Annotated in this window: 21 protein-coding genes; 17 read left to right on the top strand and 4 right to left on the bottom strand. The window is 69.9% G+C overall.

Translation table 11 applies throughout. The annotated features are described in order from the left end of the window. Positions 1-139 precede the first annotated feature (139 nt). Together AB0M51_RS25570 and AB0M51_RS25565 are read left to right on the top strand one after the other, a co-directional pair. Complete coding sequence (locus AB0M51_RS25570; protein ID WP_344194667.1) at positions 140-865, top strand: VIT family protein; 726 nt, start codon at positions 140-142, stop codon at positions 863-865. 131 nt (positions 866-996) lie between these two features. Next, on the top strand, positions 997-1851 hold the full coding sequence (locus AB0M51_RS25565; RefSeq protein WP_344194669.1) for a universal stress protein: 855 nt from the start codon (positions 997-999) through the stop codon (positions 1849-1851). A 6-nt stretch (positions 1852-1857) separates the two neighbouring features. On the opposite strand, the gene AB0M51_RS25560 is transcribed toward AB0M51_RS25565, so the two are convergent. Together AB0M51_RS25560 and AB0M51_RS25555 are read right to left on the bottom strand one after the other, a co-directional pair. Then, positions 1858-2835, bottom strand: coding sequence for a hypothetical protein (locus AB0M51_RS25560; protein WP_344194671.1), 978 nt, complete (start codon positions 2833-2835; stop codon positions 1858-1860). 33 nt (positions 2836-2868) lie between these two features. Next, the gene (locus AB0M51_RS25555; RefSeq protein ID WP_344194673.1) at positions 2869-3309 is read right to left on the bottom strand and encodes a pyridoxamine 5'-phosphate oxidase family protein; all 441 of its coding nucleotides are present in this window, start codon (positions 3307-3309) and stop codon (positions 2869-2871) included. A gap of 205 nt (positions 3310-3514) precedes the next feature. Between AB0M51_RS25555 and AB0M51_RS25550 the strand changes: the two genes are divergently transcribed. The 6 genes from AB0M51_RS25550 to AB0M51_RS25525 are packed head-to-tail and all read left to right on the top strand — an operon-like array spanning position 3515 to position 10045. Further along, complete coding sequence (locus AB0M51_RS25550; RefSeq protein ID WP_344194675.1) at positions 3515-4672, top strand: extracellular solute-binding protein; 1158 nt, start codon at positions 3515-3517, stop codon at positions 4670-4672. Further along, a complete protein-coding gene (locus AB0M51_RS25545; protein WP_344194677.1) occupies positions 4669-5580 on the top strand; it encodes a sugar ABC transporter permease in 912 nt (303 codons plus the stop codon). Before AB0M51_RS25550 ends, AB0M51_RS25545 begins: the two co-directional genes overlap by 4 nt. Then, positions 5538-6446, top strand: a complete 909-nt coding sequence (locus AB0M51_RS25540; protein WP_344194679.1) for an ABC transporter permease — start codon at positions 5538-5540, stop codon at positions 6444-6446. The genes AB0M51_RS25545 and AB0M51_RS25540 overlap by 43 nt, the downstream gene beginning before the upstream one ends. A 7-nt stretch (positions 6447-6453) precedes the next feature. Next, positions 6454-7530, top strand: coding sequence for an ABC transporter ATP-binding protein (locus tag AB0M51_RS25535; RefSeq protein ID WP_344194681.1), 1077 nt, complete (start codon positions 6454-6456; stop codon positions 7528-7530). Beyond that, positions 7527-9029 carry an inositol monophosphatase family protein gene (locus AB0M51_RS25530; RefSeq protein ID WP_344194683.1) on the top strand — a complete coding sequence of 501 codons (1503 nt, stop codon included), beginning with the start codon at positions 7527-7529 and terminating at the stop codon, positions 9027-9029. Before AB0M51_RS25535 ends, AB0M51_RS25530 begins: the two co-directional genes overlap by 4 nt. A 29-nt stretch (positions 9030-9058) precedes the next feature. Further along, entirely contained in the window at positions 9059-10045 is a 987-nt protein-coding gene (locus AB0M51_RS25525; RefSeq protein ID WP_344194685.1) for a cytochrome c oxidase assembly protein, read from the top strand. On the opposite strand, the gene AB0M51_RS25520 is transcribed toward AB0M51_RS25525, so the two are convergent. Next, positions 10042-11601, bottom strand: coding sequence for a N,N-dimethylformamidase beta subunit family domain-containing protein (locus AB0M51_RS25520; RefSeq protein ID WP_344194687.1), 1560 nt, complete (start codon positions 11599-11601; stop codon positions 10042-10044). The two genes, AB0M51_RS25525 and AB0M51_RS25520, sit on opposite strands and share 4 nt — an antisense overlap. Before the next feature lie 111 nt (positions 11602-11712). Between AB0M51_RS25520 and AB0M51_RS25515 the strand changes: the two genes are divergently transcribed. Genes AB0M51_RS25515 through AB0M51_RS25500 form a run of 4 tightly spaced genes read left to right on the top strand, consistent with a single transcriptional unit; the run spans position 11713 to position 15065 of the window. Continuing rightward, entirely contained in the window at positions 11713-12441 is a 729-nt protein-coding gene (locus AB0M51_RS25515; RefSeq protein WP_344194689.1) for a thioredoxin domain-containing protein, read from the top strand. After that, positions 12438-13247 carry a cytochrome c biogenesis CcdA family protein gene (locus AB0M51_RS25510; RefSeq protein ID WP_344194691.1) on the top strand — a complete coding sequence of 270 codons (810 nt, stop codon included), beginning with the start codon at positions 12438-12440 and terminating at the stop codon, positions 13245-13247. Before AB0M51_RS25515 ends, AB0M51_RS25510 begins: the two co-directional genes overlap by 4 nt. Further along, positions 13244-13876: a GntR family transcriptional regulator gene (locus AB0M51_RS25505; protein ID WP_344194693.1), complete on the top strand. Its 633-nt coding sequence runs from the start codon at positions 13244-13246 to the stop codon at positions 13874-13876. Before AB0M51_RS25510 ends, AB0M51_RS25505 begins: the two co-directional genes overlap by 4 nt. A 1-nt stretch (position 13877) precedes the next feature. Beyond that, positions 13878-15065: a MalY/PatB family protein gene (locus AB0M51_RS25500; RefSeq protein ID WP_344194695.1), complete on the top strand. Its 1188-nt coding sequence runs from the start codon at positions 13878-13880 to the stop codon at positions 15063-15065. Here AB0M51_RS25500 and AB0M51_RS25495 read toward each other — a convergent pair. After that, on the bottom strand, positions 15049-15642 hold the full coding sequence (locus AB0M51_RS25495) for a DUF2249 domain-containing protein (RefSeq protein ID WP_344194697.1): 594 nt from the start codon (positions 15640-15642) through the stop codon (positions 15049-15051). The two genes, AB0M51_RS25500 and AB0M51_RS25495, sit on opposite strands and share 17 nt — an antisense overlap. A gap of 52 nt (positions 15643-15694) precedes the next feature. On the opposite strand from AB0M51_RS25495, the gene AB0M51_RS25490 reads away from it, so the two are divergent. The 5 genes from AB0M51_RS25490 to AB0M51_RS25470 are packed head-to-tail and all read left to right on the top strand — an operon-like array spanning position 15695 to position 18254. After that, positions 15695-16327 carry a helix-turn-helix domain-containing protein gene (locus tag AB0M51_RS25490; protein WP_344194699.1) on the top strand — a complete coding sequence of 211 codons (633 nt, stop codon included), beginning with the start codon at positions 15695-15697 and terminating at the stop codon, positions 16325-16327. A 5-nt stretch (positions 16328-16332) separates the two neighbouring features. Continuing rightward, positions 16333-16926 (top strand): class I SAM-dependent methyltransferase, encoded by a 594-nt coding sequence (locus tag AB0M51_RS25485; RefSeq protein ID WP_344194701.1) that lies wholly within the window; start codon positions 16333-16335, stop codon positions 16924-16926. Between the two features lie 10 nt (positions 16927-16936). Then, positions 16937-17512: a TetR/AcrR family transcriptional regulator gene (locus AB0M51_RS25480; protein WP_344194703.1), complete on the top strand. Its 576-nt coding sequence runs from the start codon at positions 16937-16939 to the stop codon at positions 17510-17512. Then, on the top strand, positions 17509-17868 hold the full coding sequence (locus tag AB0M51_RS25475) for a DoxX family protein (RefSeq protein ID WP_344194705.1): 360 nt from the start codon (positions 17509-17511) through the stop codon (positions 17866-17868). Before AB0M51_RS25480 ends, AB0M51_RS25475 begins: the two co-directional genes overlap by 4 nt. Positions 17869-17912: 44 nt before the next feature. Beyond that, complete coding sequence (locus tag AB0M51_RS25470; protein ID WP_344194707.1) at positions 17913-18254, top strand: GNAT family N-acetyltransferase; 342 nt, start codon at positions 17913-17915, stop codon at positions 18252-18254. Positions 18255-18306: the final 52 nt, after the last annotated feature.

Genomic DNA, 18306 nt, shown 5'->3' with positions numbered 1-18306 from the left:
GAATTTCCAGAGTGCGCCCGTCCGGCGTACGCGGTCGAGGGCCAAAGGTCCTGTGTCGGACCCGTATCGCGGATGGTGATAGAGCCTCCGAGGAATCTTTGGGAGCCTGTGATGTGTAGCGATCCGGAGGAGGAACGGCATGACTGGCTTCGACGAGGTGCCCGCGCATCCCGGTGAACCGCATCGCGGCGGCCTTGCACAGCGGCTGAACTGGCTGCGGGCGGGGGTGCTGGGTGCGAACGACGGCATCGTGTCGACGGCAGGCCTCGTGGTCGGCGTGGCCGGGGCGACCACGTCCGCGACCGCGATCCTGACCGCGGGAGTCGCCGGACTGGCCGCGGGCGCGGTGTCGATGGCACTCGGCGAGTACGTCTCGGTGAGCAGCCAGCGGGACACCGAACGCGCACTGCTCGCCAAGGAACGTGCGGAGCTGGCCGACTCGCCGGAGGACGAACTGGCGGAGCTGACCGCGATCTACGTGGCGAAGGGTCTGCGCCCGGAGACGGCTGAACTGGTGGCGGCCGAGCTCACCGAGCGGGACCCGCTGGTGGCGCACGCCGAGGCGGAGCTCGGCATCAGCCCGGACGACCTGAGCAACCCGTGGCACGCGGCGGGCGCGTCGGCGCTCGCGTTCACGGTCGGCGCGCTGCTCCCGCTGATCGCGATCCTGCTCCCGGGGCCCGGCGACCGGGTCCCGATCACCTTCGTGGTCGTCCTCCTCGCCCTGGCCGGCACCGGGGCGCTGAGCGCCCACCTGGGCGACGCCCGTCGGCTACCGGCGATCGCGCGGCTGGTGGTCGGCGGCGCCCTCGCGATGGCCGTCACCTTCGGCGTCGGCCAACTGGTCGGCTCGACGGGCCTCTGAACGCCGACACGGCAGTCGGGCCGTGTGGGTGCGGAGGTCGGGACTTTGGCCTCTGCCCTGCGCCGGTCGTGACGACCAGGCTGGTGGTGATGGGTTCCACCGCAGTCGGGACGACAGAAGGGGACGCAGTGATGAGCAAGTACATCCTCGTGGGTGTGGACGGTACGCCGGAGGCGCAGGTCGCGTTGCGCTGGGCCGTGGACGCGGCCGAGCAGCGCGGGCTCGCCGTCCGGGTGGTGAGGGCGTACCTGAACGATCTCGAGCGCTGGCCCGCGCTCGGGATGACCGCGTATGTGCCGCCACCGCTGCCGTTGCCGCTGGAGGAGTTCCAGGGCGAACTCGACGAGGCGGTGCAGCTCGTCCGCGACCGGCTGGGCGCCGAGCGGGGCTCGGGCGTGCTGGTCGCGCTGGATCCCGCGCACGCGCTCCTCGGCGAAATGGGCGACGCCGAGCTGGTCGTCGTCGGCACCAGGACGCAGAACAAGATGTCGGCCGCGTTCCTCGGATCAGTCGCCACCGCGGTGGCGGCGAAGGCGCCGTGCCCGGTCGTGGTGGTACGCGGCGAGCTCCGCACCGGGCCGGTCGTGGTCGGCACCGACGGTTCGCCCGACTCCGAAGACGCGCTCGCGTTCGCGTTCGAGGAGGCGGCGCGGACCGGGGAGCTGCTCCGGGTCGTGTACTGCTGGCGGCCGGAGGCGGAGTACGCCGTACTGGTCGACAGTACGAAGGAACTCCTGAAGAACTGGCTGGCCGAGAGCCTCGCGCCGTACCAGGAGAAGTACCCCGCGGTGACGGTCCGGGCGACGGTCGTCGAAGGGCGGGCCGGTGCGAGCCTGATCCAGCTGTCCGAGACTGCCTCGCTGGTGGTCGTCGGTTCGCGGGGTCGCGGCGGCGTCAAGGGGCTGCTGCTGGGCTCGGTCAGCCAGAGCCTCCTGCACCACGCCTCCGCACCGGTCGCGGTCATCCGCCGCCACGAGGCAGACTGACTTCCGTCACGACGACCCTGACGGCTTGAGGAAGTCGGCGACCGGGCGGCGCGCGGTGGTGCCGTGCGAGCGATCGTGCCCGAAGCGGATGATCATGTGGGCGTGGCCCGGCCGCCCGGTACGGCGCTGCACCTCGCGGCGGAGGTCGTCATACTCGAGCGGTTGGTTGAGGAACGACGCACTGACGCCGGCCCGGGTCGCGGTCAGGAGCACACGCTCGAGCGCGGCACCCGCCGTCACGTGGTCGGCCGGCTCGTCGGACTCGGTGGAGAGTACGGCGAGATCCGGGTGCTGCTCGAACCGCCGCTCGGCCCGTTGCCGATCGGCCGGCCGGATCCCCATGTCCCGGACAGCGGACGGATAGCCCTCGGACCGCGGTCCGAGCGCCGCGCTGGGTACGCCGTCGACCGGCCGTTCGCCACCGACCCACCGTGCCCGCTCGGCGCGGCGGCGCCAGTCGTGGATCTCGCGCAGGTCGGCGTCGACGATCAGCTCGAGCACGCTGCGAATGTCGTCGTCGCCGAGCCAGGTCAGCTCCGCCCCCTCGGCGTGCGCCGCCCGCATCAGCGCGACCCGCACGTCCTCGGCGATCGGCACCGCGTCGGACGGCTCCCGGTCGGTGTGCCGGTACGGGATGTACCGGGCGAGATCGGTGAGCTCGTCGTCCCGCGCCGCGGTCGGTTCGAGGACGATCCGGGCGAGCAGGTCCGGCTCGTCACCCGGGTACGGTGCCAGCCCGAACCAGGCGCCGTACCCGAGGGTCTCGGCCGCGCACCGGAGGTTGAAGGTGGCGGCGCCGGCGGCGATCCGCATCGCCCGGCCGGTCGGGTCCTCGGCGGGCAGCGTCCGCGACCCGTCCAGGTACACGTCGAGCACGCGCCCGCCGACCTCGAAACGCCATGGCTGGGTGTTGTGCATACTCGGCGCGGCGACGGCTGCCGACAGCAGTACGTCGACGTCGCGCGCGGGGAGCTGATCGGACACTGCGGGCTCCTTCCACTGGGTCTCCGTCGGCGGTCAGCTTCGGCGGGCCGTTCCCCACGGGACCAGGCGGCGGCCTTGGACCGACTCGACGCCGAGGCGGACCAGGTGCGGCTCGTCGATCGGCATCCAGGAGTGCAGGGCGAGGGTACGGCGCAGCTCCGCCTCCTCGTCGTCCGTGACGACGGACAGGTGCCCGATCGCCGTGACGGTCCAGCCGACATGACGCTCCAGGTCCACCTCGTCGGCCTCGAACGCGACGACGTCGCCGCGCTCCGCGGCCCGGAACTTGTCGCCCTGCCCGGTGCTGAACACGATCGTGTCGTCGTCCACGACGAAGTTGACCAGGCGGATGGCCGGCAGTCCGGCGTACGTGAAGACGAGCCGGCCGAGCGGGACCGAGTCGAGCAGGCGCAGGCACTCGGCCGGAGAGAGGATCTTCAACCGGGCGGTGTCGGTCAGTCTGCGCGTGCTCACTCCCTCACTGTCGCCGGGGCCCCGTGCCGCGGCCAGGGTCGAAAGTCCCGTGAGATCTTCCCCATCAGGTCATGATTTGTTAAAACAAATTGACGCACCTGGCAATGTTGCCCGAGGCAGCATTGCCCGGGGCGGCGCTGTGAGGATAGCGTTCGCCAAATTGTCGCTGCGCGGGTTGGGCGCGGCGCTCGATCAGGAGGCTCGTGTGAAGTTCACGTCTGCCGTCGGGGTTACCGCGGCGATCGCCGCGGCGGCCCTCGGCCTTGCCGGATGCGCTCAGAAGAGCACCGGCTCCGCGAACTCCGGTGGTGACTCCGGGACCAAGACCGTCCGGGTGTTCCTCAGCGGCGACACCAATGTCCAGACGCTGTGGGAGAAGGACCTCGCCCCGGCCTTCGAGAAGGCGAACCCGGGCTACAAGGTCGACGTCACCCTCGACCTGCACGGCGAGCACGACGCGCAGACGATGGCCAAGCTGGCCAGCTCGGTCGCGCAGAAGAAGGACCCCGGGTTCGACATCGTCGACGGCGGCTTCGTGGCCAAGGCGTCGGCGGCGAACCTGCTGCAGCCGGTCGACGCGAGCAAGATCTCCGCGCTGTCGGACATCCCGGCGGACGTGGTGAAGGCCGGTGGCACCGGCGGTATCCCGTACCGCGGCTCGTCGGTCCTGCTGGCGTACGACACCAAGACCGTGCCGACGCCGCCGAAGACGCTCGACGAGTTGCTCGCCTGGATCAAGGCGCACCCGGGCAAGTTCACGTACAACTCGCCGAAGTCCGGCGGCTCGGGCGGTGCCTTCGTGGCCACGGTGCTCGACAAGTACGTGCCCGCCGACGCGCGCGCGAAGATGACGGTCGGCTACGAGAAAGACCTGGAGTCCTACTGGGACAAGGGGTTCACCGAGCTCAAGGGCCTGAACCCGTACGTGTACCAGAAGGGCGTCTACCCGAACGGCAACCAGCAGACGCTGGACCTGCTGGCCCACGGCCAGATCTCGATGGCCCCGGTCTGGTCCGACCAGTTCACCACCGGCGTCGCGAACGGCTCGATCCCGTCGACGGTCAAGGCCGCGCAGATCTCGGACCCGTCGTTCACCGGCGGCGCCGCCTACCTCGGCATCCCCGCGAACACGCCGAACGGTGACGCGGCGCTCAAGCTGGTGAACTTCGTCCTCGAGCCGGCCCAGCAGGCCGCGATCGTCAAGGACATCTCGGGCTACCCGGCGATCTCGACCGACAAGCTGCCGGCCGAGGTGACCGCGAAGTTCGCGAACGCCGACACCCGGAACCTGCGCAAGGGCTACTACGACCAGATGGGCAAGGACCTCAACAAGCTGTGGGACGAGAAGGTGCCCGGCAAGTGAGCCGGCCGGTCCGGCGCGGCAGGGAGGGGCAGACCCGCGGCCTGTTCATGGCGCTGCCCCCGATCGTGCTGATCGCGCTGTTCATCGGGTTCCCGATCGTGCTCGCGTTCCTGTTCAGCCTCGGCTACACCGGCGGCCTGAACCGGACGATCGCGCTGATCGGCCAGAACGTCCACCACGCGAACGGCGGTACGCCGACCGCCGGCGCGTACTCCGACCTGTTCTCCGACCAGCGCTTCCTCGGCGACCTGGTGGTGACGGTCGTCGTCACGCTGGTCAGTACGACGGTCGTGATCCTGCTCGCGACGACGATCGGGCTGTACCTGAAGTGCCGCGGCGGGATCCTGGGCAAGGTGCTGTCCGCGCTCGCGGTGATCCCGCTGTTCATCCCGGTGGTGATCGCGTCCTGGGCGATCCTCGGGTTCTACTCCGCCGACGGGTTCCTGCGCAGCGTGGCGGCGCAGTTCGGGGTCGAGTTCCCGATCTGGTCGTTCACGATGGTCACCGTGATCATCGGGTCGGTGTGGACCTCGCTCCCGTTCGCGACGCTGCTGGTCTCGTCCGGGCTGCAGGCCGTACCGCAGGCGATGATCGACGCCGCCCGGGACGCCGGCGCCTCGTTCGTCCGGGTCGTCACGTCGGTGCTGGTGCCGATGGCGGGGGTGCCGATCGTGATCGCGACGACGTTCACGGCCATCGGTACGCTCGGCTCGTTCACGGTGCCGTACTTCACCGGCCCGAACTCGCCGAACATGCTCGGCGTGGACATGTCGAACTACTTCTCGGCGTTCAACCAGCCGCAGCAGTCCGTGGTGATGGCGTTCGTGGTGTTCGCGATCGCGTCCGGGATCGCCGCGGTGTACGTGTGGGCGAACTTCCGCTCGGCCAAGGAAAGCGGGGCGGTCTGATGGCCGAGGCAACGATCGGACCCGCGGCGAGGCCGCTGACGGACTCGTCGCGGGTGGCCCGGCGCGCCGTCAGCGGCGCGGTCGCGACGATCTTCGCGCTCGCGCTGGCGATCTTCATCATCGGCCCGCTGGCCTGGCTGGCGGTGCACGCGTTCGCGAAGAGCTGGACGTACCCGAACCTGCTGCCCGACGGCTGGACGATGCACTGGTGGAGCGTCGTGTCGCAGGACCACGCGCTCGGGGTCGCCGTACAGAACTCGTTGTTCTTCGCCCCGATCACGGTGCTCGCCTCGGCGGTCGTCTGCCTGCCGGCGGCGTACGCGTTCGCGCGGTTCTCGTTCCCGGGCCGCCGGTTCTTCCTGATCGGGCTGTTCGCGGCGAACGCGTTCCCGAAGATGGGGCTGTTCGTGTCGCTGGCGGCGCTGTTCTACGCGCTGAACCTGATGAACACGATCCTCGGCATCCTGATCGTGCACGTGCTCGGCACGGTGGTGTTCATGACGTGGATCCCGGCTGCCGCGTTCGCCGCCGTACCGCGGAGTCTCGAGGAGGCCGCGCGGGACGCCGGCGCGTCGAAGCTGCGGACGTTCTTCAGCGTGACGCTGCCGATGGCGCTGCCGGGCATCCTGGTGGCGGCGATCATGAGCTTCCTCGCGTCGTTCGACGAGGCGCAGGGCACGTACCTGGTCGGTGCACCGGACTACATGACGATGCCGACCGAGATGTACAGCCTGGTGCTGAACTATCCGACCCAGGTCGCGGCGGTGTTCTCGATCCTGCTCGCCATCCCTTCCGTCGCGCTGCTGCTGGCCGCGCAGAAGCACATCCTCGGCGGTCAGCTCGCCGAGGGCTTCCAGATCAAGTAGAGGCACCGTGACCACCACCAACTCAACCGTCAGCACCGCCCCCGGGGCGGCCACCGGGTCCGCCGCCGCCGGGCTGGAGATCACCGGCCTGCACAAGGCGCTCGGCGGCCGGACCATCATCGACAGCCTCGACCTCACGGTCCGGGCGGGCGAACTGGTCTCGCTGCTCGGGCCGTCCGGCTGCGGCAAGACCACGACACTGCGGATGATCGCGGGCTTCCTCACCCCGGACGCGGGCTCGATCCAGGTCGGCGGCCGCGAGGTCGTCCGGCTCGGGCCGGAGCAGCGGCCGAGCGCGATGGTGTTCCAGAACTACGCGCTCTGGCCGCACATGACGGTCGCGAAGAACGTCGGCTTCCCGCTCAAGCTGCGCAAGCTCCCGAAGAAGGAGATCGCCGAGCGGGTCGACGCGGCGCTCGCGCTGGTGAACCTGATGCACCACAAGGACTCGCGGCCGGCCCGGATCTCGGGCGGCGAGCAGCAGCGTACAGCGCTGGCCCGCGCGCTCGTCCAGGAGCCGGAGCTGCTGCTGCTCGACGAGCCGCTGAGCAACCTCGACGCGAAGCTGCGGGTCAAGGTCCGGGAGGACATCCGCGAGATCCAGCAGCGGCTCGGCATCACCACGGTCGTGGTCACGCACGACCAGGAGGAGGCGATGTCGATGTCGGACCGGATCGCGGTGATGAACGACGGCCGGATCGAGCAGTTCAGCACCTCGGTCGACCTCTACAGCGCGCCGGCGACGGAGTTCGTCGCGACGTTCATCGGGAGCCTGAACCGGTTCGAGGGACGGATCGAGGCCGGCCGGATCGCGATCGGGGAAGGTGTCGTCGGCATCCGCCCCGAGGATGTCCGGTTCGCGACGGACGTTGCGGACGGCAACGACGGCTGGGTGCCCGCGACGGTCGAGCGGGTGGTGCCGCGTGGGCACTTCGCCGAGCTGTACGTGAAGCGCGAGGACGCCGAGCTGCGCGCGTACGTCACCGGGGCGTTGCCGCCCGTGGGGGTCCGCGGGCACGCGCGGGTGGAGAAGTGGCTCGAGTTCGAGGACGGCAAGCTCGTGCGTCAGGGGTCGGCCCGTTGATCACCGCACACCGGGGAGACGTCGAGCGATACCGGGAGAACACGCTCGCGGCAGTCCGTTCCGCGGTCGAGGCCGGTGCCGACCGGGTCGAGATCGACGTCCGCGTGACCCGTGACGGCCGGGTCGTACTGCTGCACGACGCTACGCTCGAGCGGCTGTGGGGAGATGACCGCGCCGTCGCGGAGGTCGACTGGGCCGAGGTGGCGGCGCTCGGCGACGGCGACGACCGGATTCCCCTGCTCGCCGATGCGCTCGCGGTCGTTGCCGGTACGCCGGCGACCCTGCTGATCGACATGTCCGACCCGGAGTGCGCCGCGCCGGCCGCTGCCGTCGTACGCGAGGTGCCGGACGCGAACGTCGCGTGGTGCGGTGACCTGGAGGCGATGCGGCGGATCCGCGAGCTCGACACCGACGCGCGGATCTGGCTGCCGTGGGACCGGCGCGACCTGCCGTCGGCCGACCTTGTCGCGGAACTGCGGCCCGACGTCGTCAACTCGGCGTACATCTTCCTCAGCCCCGCGCTCGTCGAGGCGGCGCACGCGGCGGGCGCTCGGGTGGCGTGCTGGACGGTCGACGACGAGGACGTGATGCGCTGGGTTCTCGCCACCGGTGCGGACGCCGTGACAACGAACCGGTTGCGCGTCCTGCAGCGAGTCGTTGCCGAAGGCCCCGAATCGTGGAAGAGCGCGCCCCGGCCGGCGCTGCTCACGTACGAGGAGCTGGAAGAGGCCGTGGCGGTCGCCCACGAGCTGGCACGCTGGGCCGTCGACTACACAAGTAGCGCCGACCTCGGCGTGATCCGGACGAAGGCGCACGCCGCGGACCACGTCACCGCGGTCGACGTCGCGGTCGAGCAGCACGTCCGCGAGGTCATCGCCGAGCGACTACCGGGCCACCTGGTCGTGGGTGAGGAGCTGGGCGGCGTCGCGCAGCCCGGGACGCCGTGCTGGTACGTCGACCCGGTCGACGGTACGGCGAACCTCGCGAACGGGATGCCGTGGACCGCGTTCTCGCTGGCGCTCGCCATCGACCGGGAGCCGCTCGTCGCGGTCGTCGGCGATGCCTGGCACGGGCAGGTGTTCGGAGCCGTCGCGGGCCGCGGGGCGGAGCGGGACGGCGTACCGCTGGAGCTGCCGCCGGCGGAGAGTGCGAGCCTGACCGGGACGATGGTCAGCACCGAACTGCTGGGGCATCAGGCGTGGCCGGGGATGTACGCGTTCTTCGACGCGTTGCGGGACCGGTTCTGCACTGTCCGGATGATGGGGTCGGGAACGCTGTCGCTGACCGGTCCGGCGGCGGGACGCGGTGCCGGAGCGGTCATCGACCGCTTCAGCCCGATCGACCACCTGGCCGCCGCGTTGATCGTCCGCGAGGCGGGCGGCGTACTCCTCGACGACGCCGGGAACGAGACCGTCTGGCCTGCTGCGGGTGGGATTCTCGTGGCGCGTCCGGAGTACGCGGCCGAGCTGTACGACGTCTGGAGCACCGCGCGCGGGTGACGGATCGCCATGTGTAATGCTTGCTGGTGATGTCTGACATGAGTGGCATGGAGCCGCTGACCTGGGCCTCGTTCCTGGGCAGTTGGCGGCTCGCGCCGGGCTGGCTCGCGGTGTGCGTTGTGCTCGCGGGCGGCTACCTGTTCCTGTGGCTTCGCGGTCGCGGGCGATCGACCGTGCGTACCTGGCGCGCGGTGTCCTTCGTCCTCGGCTGCGCGATCCTCTGGGTGTGTATCGCGTCCGGGGTCGGCGCGTACTCGATGTCGGTGTTCTGGATGCACATGGTGCTGCACCTGACGCTGATCATGGTCGTTCCGATCCTGCTCGTGCTCGGGCATCCGATCACGGTCGCGCTCGAGTCCGCTCCCGCCGATCGGCAGTCCCGGGCCCGGCGGCTGGTGTCGTCACGACCGGTCGGCCTGCTCACGCATCCGGCGGCCGGGCTGGCGATCTACACGGTCGTGATCGTGGCGACCCACCTGACCGGGTTCATGGACCAGATGGCGATGCATCCCTGGCTGATGACGGGCGAGCAGGTGCTGTACGTCGTCGCCGGGTACCTGTTCTTCCTGCCGTTGCTCGGCGAGGAGCCGCTGCACTCGGACCCGGGATACCTGCTCCGGCTGGTGCTGTTCCTGATCGCGATGCTGCCGGACACGGTCGTCGGCATCGTGCTGCTGCAGACGACCAGCAACCCGTTCCCGATGATGATGGCGATGCATCCACGCTGGGCGCCTCCGGCGCTGGCGGACATTCATGCTGCCGGCGGACTGATGTGGGCGGCGGGGGACGGGCTGATGATGTTCGCCGCCGTCGGGCTGATGATCAGCGTCGTCACTTCACCGGCCAAGCGCGAGCGGATGACCGGCAGCTGGCTGGACGCCGTACGCCGCGGCGTGATCGCGACCGAGGTGGGCGCGGACCCGAAGGAGCAGCTGGACCCGGACAGCGACGAGGCCCTCGAGGCGTACAACCGGATGCTGCACAGGCTGGCCGGCGAGCAGGACAAGCGCTCCTAGGGTTTTGGCTTGGGCATCGGTGCGACCACGCCGACCTTGCCGCCGGTTCCGGTCGCGGTGGAAGCCTGGTTGTGCACGGCGGCCAGGTTGGGGACGGCCGGATGGGTGCGCCCCATCGGTCCCGCGGCCAGTGCCTTGAACAAGTTGAGGGTGACCTTCCGCGCGAAGTCCACCGACGGCTGGTTCACGTTGAACTCGGGGTCCGGGCCTTCCAGCGCGCGGACCCACTCGATCGTCCCGGTGCCGAACACTCCCGCACCGGACGGCGTCGTGTAGTACGTCGAGTCCGCGACCGTGGTGCGGACACCGCAGGTGGTCGGCGAGTGAGCGACCACCTGCAGGTTCGCGGGCGTCCCCGCGATCGGGTAGGCGCGGTCCGCCTCGTCGCCGATCAACCCCTGGTACGCCGTCCCGAGACCGGCGCCGGTCCCCGCGAACAGGAAGAAGTTCGGGTCGAGGACCGTGAAGTTGCCCTTCGCCGGAGCGCATTCGTACAGGGTGCCGGTGAGCGAGTTCTCCGGGTCGGGATGCGGCGCCGCGCGCCAGTGCACGGTGGTGTCGGGCGCATCGTGGATCGGGTCCAGGTCGGCGTCCTTGTAACCGAACATGATCCGGTTCGGCCCGTGCGCGTCCGCGCCGTACCGGACCCGCCAGAACACGGAGTTCGCGCCCATGAACGCCAGGTTCGTCCCCGCGTCGCGCGCTCGCGTGACGGCCGCGCGGGCGGCGAGGGTCCAGTACTCGTCGTGCCCGCTGAAGACCACTCCGCGCGCGCCCTTCAGCAGCCCCGGGTCGGCCGCGAGGTCGACGCTGGTCGCGTACGCCAGCCGTACGCCGCTGCGCTCTGCCTGCTGCACCAGCGGGTCGTACTCGTTGAGCACCCCGCGGGCGCCGTCGAAGTCGTACGGGCGATCGAACGTGACCATCAACGACCGCCTGGTCGGGAGTCGGTGCGGGCCGTGGTACAGCGAGTACCCGCCCCAGGCGTTGTACGCCTCCTCGGTGTTGACCGCGTCCACGATCAGCACGGCCCGGCGTGCCGTGTCCGAGCGGACCATGAACGGGACGTACTTCTCCTTGCCGTTCGCCGCGCGCAGCAGCAGGAGATATCCGCCGGCCGGCCAGCCCTTGGTCCGGACGGTCAACGACGGAGTCCAGTCGACCGCGGTGATCATCCGGTCCGCGGTACGTCGTGGTTGCGGCTGGGCCTTGCCCGGGATGCCCGCCGACGTCCAGATCAGCTTCGCGCCGGCACCGCCGTACCACCCGACCCGGTACGCGCGGACGGTGAACGCCCCGGCGGACGACGTCACGAACAGGCGGAACGACTCACCGCTGCGGACGCTCACGTGATCGGCGTACCCCGCGAGCTCCATCGGTCCGGCGACCTGGTCGTCCGGGATCTGCCAGGCCTCGCGGCCCCACCCGATCGCGACCTCACCCTGCTCCGGCCCGACGTCCACCTGCCCTTGTCCGGAGCTGACCGACGGCCCCTGGCAGCCGCACAGGACCGCCATCGCCGCCACCCCGACGGCCAGCAGTTTCGCACCCCTCAACCAGCACCTCCCCGGTCCGCGAAGCATCGTAGACACGCGACGATGTGCAAACGCTGAGAGCGTGCTGCTTGTATCCTAGTTGTACATCAGTCGGTGCGGGAGAGGATTCGAGTGGCAGGCAAGGAGTCGCGACGGGCGACGTATCTGCGGTGGGCGCCGGTGGCGGCGATCGCGTTGGCCGGGGCGGTGCTGGTCGGGGTGTCGATCCAGGGCGGCGGGGACAAGCCCGAGGCCGCGCCCGCCTCGCAGGCGACCCCGGCGGATCCGGCGAAGGCCGAGGATCCGGGGCTGGCGCATCGGAAGGCGGGGGACCCGCTGGCGCTGGGGAAGCCGGACGCGCCGGTGGCGATCGTCGAGTACGCGGACTTCCGGTGTCCGTTCTGCGCGCAGTTCACCCGGGAGACGTTGCCGGCGCTGGTGAAGGAGTACGTCGACAAAGGGCTGGTGCGCTACGAGTTCCGGGACCTGCCGCTGTTCGGCGAGGAGTCGTGGCAGGGTGCGATCGCGGGGCGGGCCGCCGCGCGGCAGGGCAAGTTCTGGGAGTATCTCGCGGCCGTCCACAAGGCTGCGCCCGCGCATGGTCACCCGCCGCTGCCGCGGGCGAAGTTGATCGCGTTCGCCCGGCAGGCCGGAGTGCCGGACCAGGCGCGGTTCGAGCGGGACCTGGCGGACAAGAGCCTGCGGACGGCCGTGCAGTCGGACGCGGAACTGGCGCAGCAGTTCGGGCTGAACACCGTGCCGTTCTTTGCCATCGACAACGTTGCGGTGTCCGGGGCGCAGCCGGTGTCGGTGTTCCAGCAGGTCATCGAGCAGCGGCTGAAAGCGCACAACGTCCGATGACGGAGCTGCAGGCGGGTGTGCAGATCGGGCTCACCGCGGCGCTGCTCGCCGGGCTGTTGAGTCTGCTGAGCCCGTGCTCGGTGATGCTGCTGCCGGCCTTCTTCTCGTACACCTTCGACGATCCGCGCAAGCTGATCGGCCGGACGGTGGTGTTCTACGCCGGCCTGCTCACGACGCTGGTTCCGCTCGGCGTCCTCGCGGGCGGACTCGGATCCTTCCTGATCGAGCACCGCGGGGCCTTCAGCCGGGTCGCGGCGTACGCGCTGATCGCTCTGGGCTGTTATCAGGCGCTCGGTCTGCGGCTGCCTGGCCGGACCAGCGCACCGGCCCGCAGTACGTCGGCCGTCTCGGTGTATTTGCTCGGCACCGTCTACGGGCTCGCCGGTGCATGTTCGGGTCCGCTGCTCGGGTCGGTCCTCACGTACGCCGCCTTCGGTGCGAGTGCGGCGTACGGCGGGGTCGTGATGGCGGTGTTCGCGCTCGGTATGGCGGCCCCGCTGCTGGTGCTGGCCCTCGTGTGGCCGAAGGCGCGGATCGTCGTGCGGCCGCGGACGGTGCAGGTCGGACCCGTGCGTACGACGTGGACGCAGATCGTGTCCGGCCTGGTGACGGCCGTGATCGGCGTACTGCTGCTGGTCACCGACGGGTTTGCCGGGCTCACCTCGGTCGACTCCGAGTCCGCTCTGGAGCAACGCGCGGCGAGTCTCGCGGCGCACGTGCCCGACACGGCGTTGATCGGGGTCGCGTTGCTGGTCGTCGCCGCGCTCGGCGCAGTGCGGCTGCGACGTTCTAAGGTGTCAGAGTGACTGGGGAGAGCGCGGCCGACCGCGCGCACGCCTTCGTCCGCGGCGGGATCATGGACGGTACGTATCCGCCCGGGTCGATGCTCAGCGAGAACGAGGTCGCCGCGTCGCTGGCGATGAGCCGTACGCCGGTCCGTGCCGCGCTCGCCCGCCTGCAGGACGAGGGCTGGGTGCGGATCTACGCCCAACGCGGCGCGCTCGTCCGTGAGCTGACGCCCGCCGAGGTCCGCGAGTCCGCGGAGGTCCGTCACGCCCTGGAATCGGCCGGTGTCCGCCGTGCGGGTCCGCGCGAGCGTGAACGTCTTCGTGAGCAGCTGACGGGGAACCTCGACGAGCAGGAGCGGGCGCTGAACGCCGGCGACTTCCCGACGTTCACGAAGCTCGCGATGCGGTTCCACCGGGCCTTCGTCGAGCTTGGTGGAAACGCCACGATGCTTGCGATGTACGACCGGCTCCAGGACCGCCAGCAGTTGTCGATCATCCGCAGCGCCGACCGGATCACCGACGATCCACAGCAGGTCATCGAGGAGCATCGCGGCCTGCTCGACGACGCGGAAGCGGGGGACTGGGCCGCGTTCGCGACGCACCTCGACGAGCATCAGTCCCGCAGCCACGCCCTGGAGGGACGGTGAGATGAACGGGTCCGTCTTCGACGAGGTCGTCGACCGCAGGACGGCGAACTCGATGAAATGGGCCGGGGGCAAGCAATGGCTGAGGCCCGACGAGGTCGCTGCCGACCCGCTGCCGATGTGGGTCGCCGACATGGATTTCAAGGCACCGCAGGCAGTTCTCGACGCGCTGCACGAGGCCGTGGACCACGGGGTCTTCGGCTATCCGAACGGTCCGACCGACAGCTACCTGGACGCGGTCACCGGCTGGCAGGCCCGCCGGTTCGGGTGGGAGGTGCCGCGCGAGTGGGTGCTGGTGACGGCGGGGATCATCACCACGCTGAAGACCGTCGTACAGGCGTTCTCGGCGCCGGGTGACTCGGTGCTGATCCAGCCGCCGGTGTACGCGCACTTCCACGACGACGTACGGCTGAACGGACGGCACCTGGCGTACGCGCCGCTGGTCCGCGAGGGCGACGGGTATGCCTTCGACGCGCAGGTGTTCGAGGCCGCGATCCGGCCCGACACCAAGGTGTTCATCCTCAGCCATCCGCACAACCCGACCGGCAACGTGTGGTCGGAGGACGAACTGCGGACGATGGGGGAGATCTGTGCGCGGCACGGGGTGCTGGTCGTGGCGGACGAGATCCATCAGGACCTCGTCGTCAACCCGGACAAGAGACACATCCCATTCGCCTCGCTCGGCCCGGAGTTCGCGCGGAACAGCATCACGTGTACGGCGCCGAGCAAGACCTTCAACCTGCCCGGGTTGCAGTGCGCCAACGTGTTCGTCCCCGATCCGCGGTTGCGTGCGGAGCTGGCCCGCCAGTACGAACGGAACCTGTTCCCGATCGTCAACCTGCTCGGGATGGTCGCGGGCGAGGCGGCGTACAGCCACGGCGAGCCGTGGCTGGCGGAGCTGTTGACGTACCTGCGGGGCAACCATCTCCGCTTCGCCGACGCCGTGAACTCCGCCACCGACAAGCTGCACGTGCTGCCCGCCGACTCGTTGTACCTGACCTGGATGGACTGTCGCGGTCTCGGTCTGGACGCCGAGGCGCTTGACAAGTTCATGCTCACCAAGGCCCGGCTGTGGCTGGACAAGGGCCAGAAGTTCGGAGTGGAAGGCCACGGCTACATGCGGGTCAACCTCGGCTGCCCGCGCAGTACCGTCGAGGAAGCGATCACCCGCCTGCTTACTGCGGTGGGCTGAGGACGAGTGCCTGGCGGCGCTGATGAACAGTCAGGTAGCGGAGGCCGTCGGGGCCGGCCGTGAACTGACGGTGGGAGCGGCGGGGGAGCCAGACGAGTGCTCCGGGCTCGAGGTCGATCGTGCTGAGCTCGGTCGTCAGCCGGCCGCTGCCGGCGAGGATGTGGATGAGTACGTCGAGGTCCGGGCCGCTGTGCGCGTCGATGCGTTGGCCGGCTGCCAGCGCGATGATGTTCGAGTCGAGGTCCCGCTCGCGGGCCTGCAGCTTCCAGGTCGCACCGGTCGCCGCACCGGTCGTGTCGCCGCTGACCGTGCCGGTGTCGACCAGGACGCGGGGGAGCGGCGTACTGGCGAGCTTGGTGATCTTGATCCGCCAGTCGCGGGGCTCCCGGTTGAGGTACTCCCAGTCGTAGCTGCCGGCGTGGTCCGCCTCGAACTCCTCGTGCAGGTGCTTCGGGTCGTGGTCGTTCACCAGCACGAACGCCGCGCCGACGGGCAGTTCGGCGTACCTCGCGAAGATCGCCGGATGTTTGTCGGGCTTGCGCATCCCTCGCACGTCGAGCTCCGGTACGGCTGTCATCGCGGATCCCCTCCTGGATTTATACAAAGCCTACTTGTGTAAACTCTAGGGCATGGCGGAGACGGGGCGTCGCGCGGAGGTGCTGCGGGTACTGCGGGACGCCGATCGGCCGATGGGCATCCCGGAGATCGCCGAGCGACTCGGGGTCCACGTCAACACCGCCCGATTCCACCTGGACACCCTGGTCGGCAACGGCCAGGCCGAGCGTACGACGGGGGACCGGGGCGGTCCGGGGCGCCCGCCGCTGATGTTCCAGGCGGTACGCCGAATGGATCCCCTGGGCCCGCGGCAGTACCGCCTCCTCGCGGAAATCCTCACCGCGAACCTCGCCGCCACCCCGAACCCCACAGCCCAAGCCACCACAGCCGGCCGCCAGTGGGGCCGCACCCAACCCCCGTCCCTCGCCGCGCCGCCGGAGGCGGGGGAGTCGGTTGGGATGCTGATCGAGATGCTGGACGAGCTGGGCTTCGCCCCGCAACAACTCCCGGGCGACGGCGCACTGCGGCTCGGCCTCCGGCAGTGCCCGTTCCTCGAGCTCGCCGAGGACCGCTCCGACATCGTCTGCGCGATCCACCTCGGCCTCATGCAAGGCGCCATGGAATCCTGGCAATCCCCCCTCACCGTCGACACCCTGCGACCCTTCGCCCAGCCAGACCTCTGCATCGCCCACCTCGCCAGAAAGTGAGTGCAATGGACGAGAAGCTGACCGCCCTCACCGACCAGCTGCACCGGTACGGCGTCGACCACGACGCCGGCAAGCCGGACCGCCTGGACCGGCTCCGCAATCTCGAACCCGACAGCGCCGCCCTCCTGGCCCTCATCGTCCGTGCAACCCGTACCCAGCACCTGCTCGAACTGGGAACCTCGAACGGCTACTCGACCCTCTGGCTCGCCGACGCCGTCCGCGCGAACGGCGGCCGGATGGTCAGCGTCGAGCTCGACCCCGACCGGAGCGCCGAGGCCGCCGCCAATCTCGACCGCGCCGGCCTGCGCTCTGTCGTCGAACTTCGGATCCAGGACGCCGCCGACGCGCTGAGTGAATCGGCCGACGGCGAGTGGGGCATGATCTTCCTCGACGCGGAGCGCCCCGCGTACCGCTCGTACTGGCCGGACCTCGTCCGCGTCCTCGAACCGGGCGGCCTGCTGGCCGTCGACAACGTCCTCTCGCACGCCGACCAGGTCGCCGACTTCCGCGCCCTCGTCACCGCCGACGCGCGCGTCAGCGAGGCGCTCGCACCGACCGGTGCCGGCGTACTGCTGATCGTCCGGGATCCCGTCTGCTAATCTGCTGAACATGTTCAGTGAACGTGTTCAGTCTCGCGCCGCCCAGCGGGAGACCACGCGGCAGCGGGTGCTGGCCACCGCCGAGCGGCTGTTCCGCGATCAAGGGTTCGCCGCGACGACGATCCGGCAGATCGCCGCCGCCGCGGGCGTCAGTTCCGGGACCGTGATGGCGGTCGGCGACAAGGACGCGCTGCTCGTCGCGATCTTCGACGGCTGGATCGGCGCCGCGCATCGCTCGCGTGCCGGATCGGCCCCGGCTCCGACGGTGGACGCGATCGTGGCCCTGTTCGAGCCGTTCATCCGGTACTTCGCTCTCGACAAGGGCCTGTCCCGCGAGTACGCGGCGATCATCGTCCGCGGCGCCCACGAGTCGGCGATCTTCGAGGACCTCGCGCGGTCCTTGCTCGGCGAGATCACCTCCGTACTGGAAAGCGCGGGCTCCGGCGACGCCGAACGGGCGGCGCGGGTCGTCTACTTCTCGTACCTCGGGATCCTGATGACGGTCTCGCACGGCACCCTCGGCGAGCCCGAGGCCGTCGACCGGCTGCGCGAGGTCGTCGCGTTCGTGATCGGAGCAGCCGCATGATCGACGTACCGCACGTCTGGTGGCCGACGGCTCTGCTCGCTCTCGCGCTGCTGAGCGACGCCGTGATGTCCGTACGACCGCCGGCCTTCATCCGGCGCTGCCTCGACGGGGTCGGGCTGCCCCGCGACTGGTGGTGGATCCTGATCGTGATCAAGTCCTTCGCGGTCGCCGGGTTGCTGGCCGGCCTCAAATACCCGGGCGTGGCGTTCGCCACGAACGTCGCGGTCATCGGGTACTTCGTGTGTGCGTCGTACGCGCACTACCGGGCGCGGTTCCTGAAGCAGGAGTTCTGGGTCAACTGCCTCGGGATGCTGACGCTCTCGGTCGCGACGCTCGTGCTGTCCAACGCGCTGTGACTACCATTCCAGGACGCGAAAGAGACCGGACAAGAAGGGCGACGATGACCGATCAACGCTTCGAAGTACAGAACCGGCCCGGGGAGTCCAGATACGTCCTGATCGACACTGAGTCCGGTGAGGTGATCGGTGAGGAGGACTACGTCGACGTCGAGAACCAGCGGGTCCTCTTCCACACCGGAGTCTCCGACGCCTACAGCGGCCAAGGCCTCGCCTCCCAACTCGTCCGCGCCGCAGTCGACGACGTCATCGCCAACGGCTACGCCATCGTCCCCGTCTGTCCGTACGTCGCCGCCTGGCTCCCCAAACACCCCGAGTACGCCGACCACGTCACCAAGCCCCGCCCGGAACACCTCAAGGCCGTCGCCGCCCACGAGAAGAAGTAGCGCCGCGGCATGGCGGGCTGGTCCGAGGGTGATATCGGGGATCAGGGTGGGC

This window comes from Kribbella sp. NPDC051137, from assembly GCF_040682535.1.
Taxonomy (GTDB): domain Bacteria; phylum Actinomycetota; class Actinomycetes; order Propionibacteriales; family Kribbellaceae; genus Kribbella; species Kribbella karoonensis.
The sequence above is the reverse complement of the archived record's forward strand: the minus strand, read 5'-3'. Positions and strand labels throughout refer to the sequence as shown.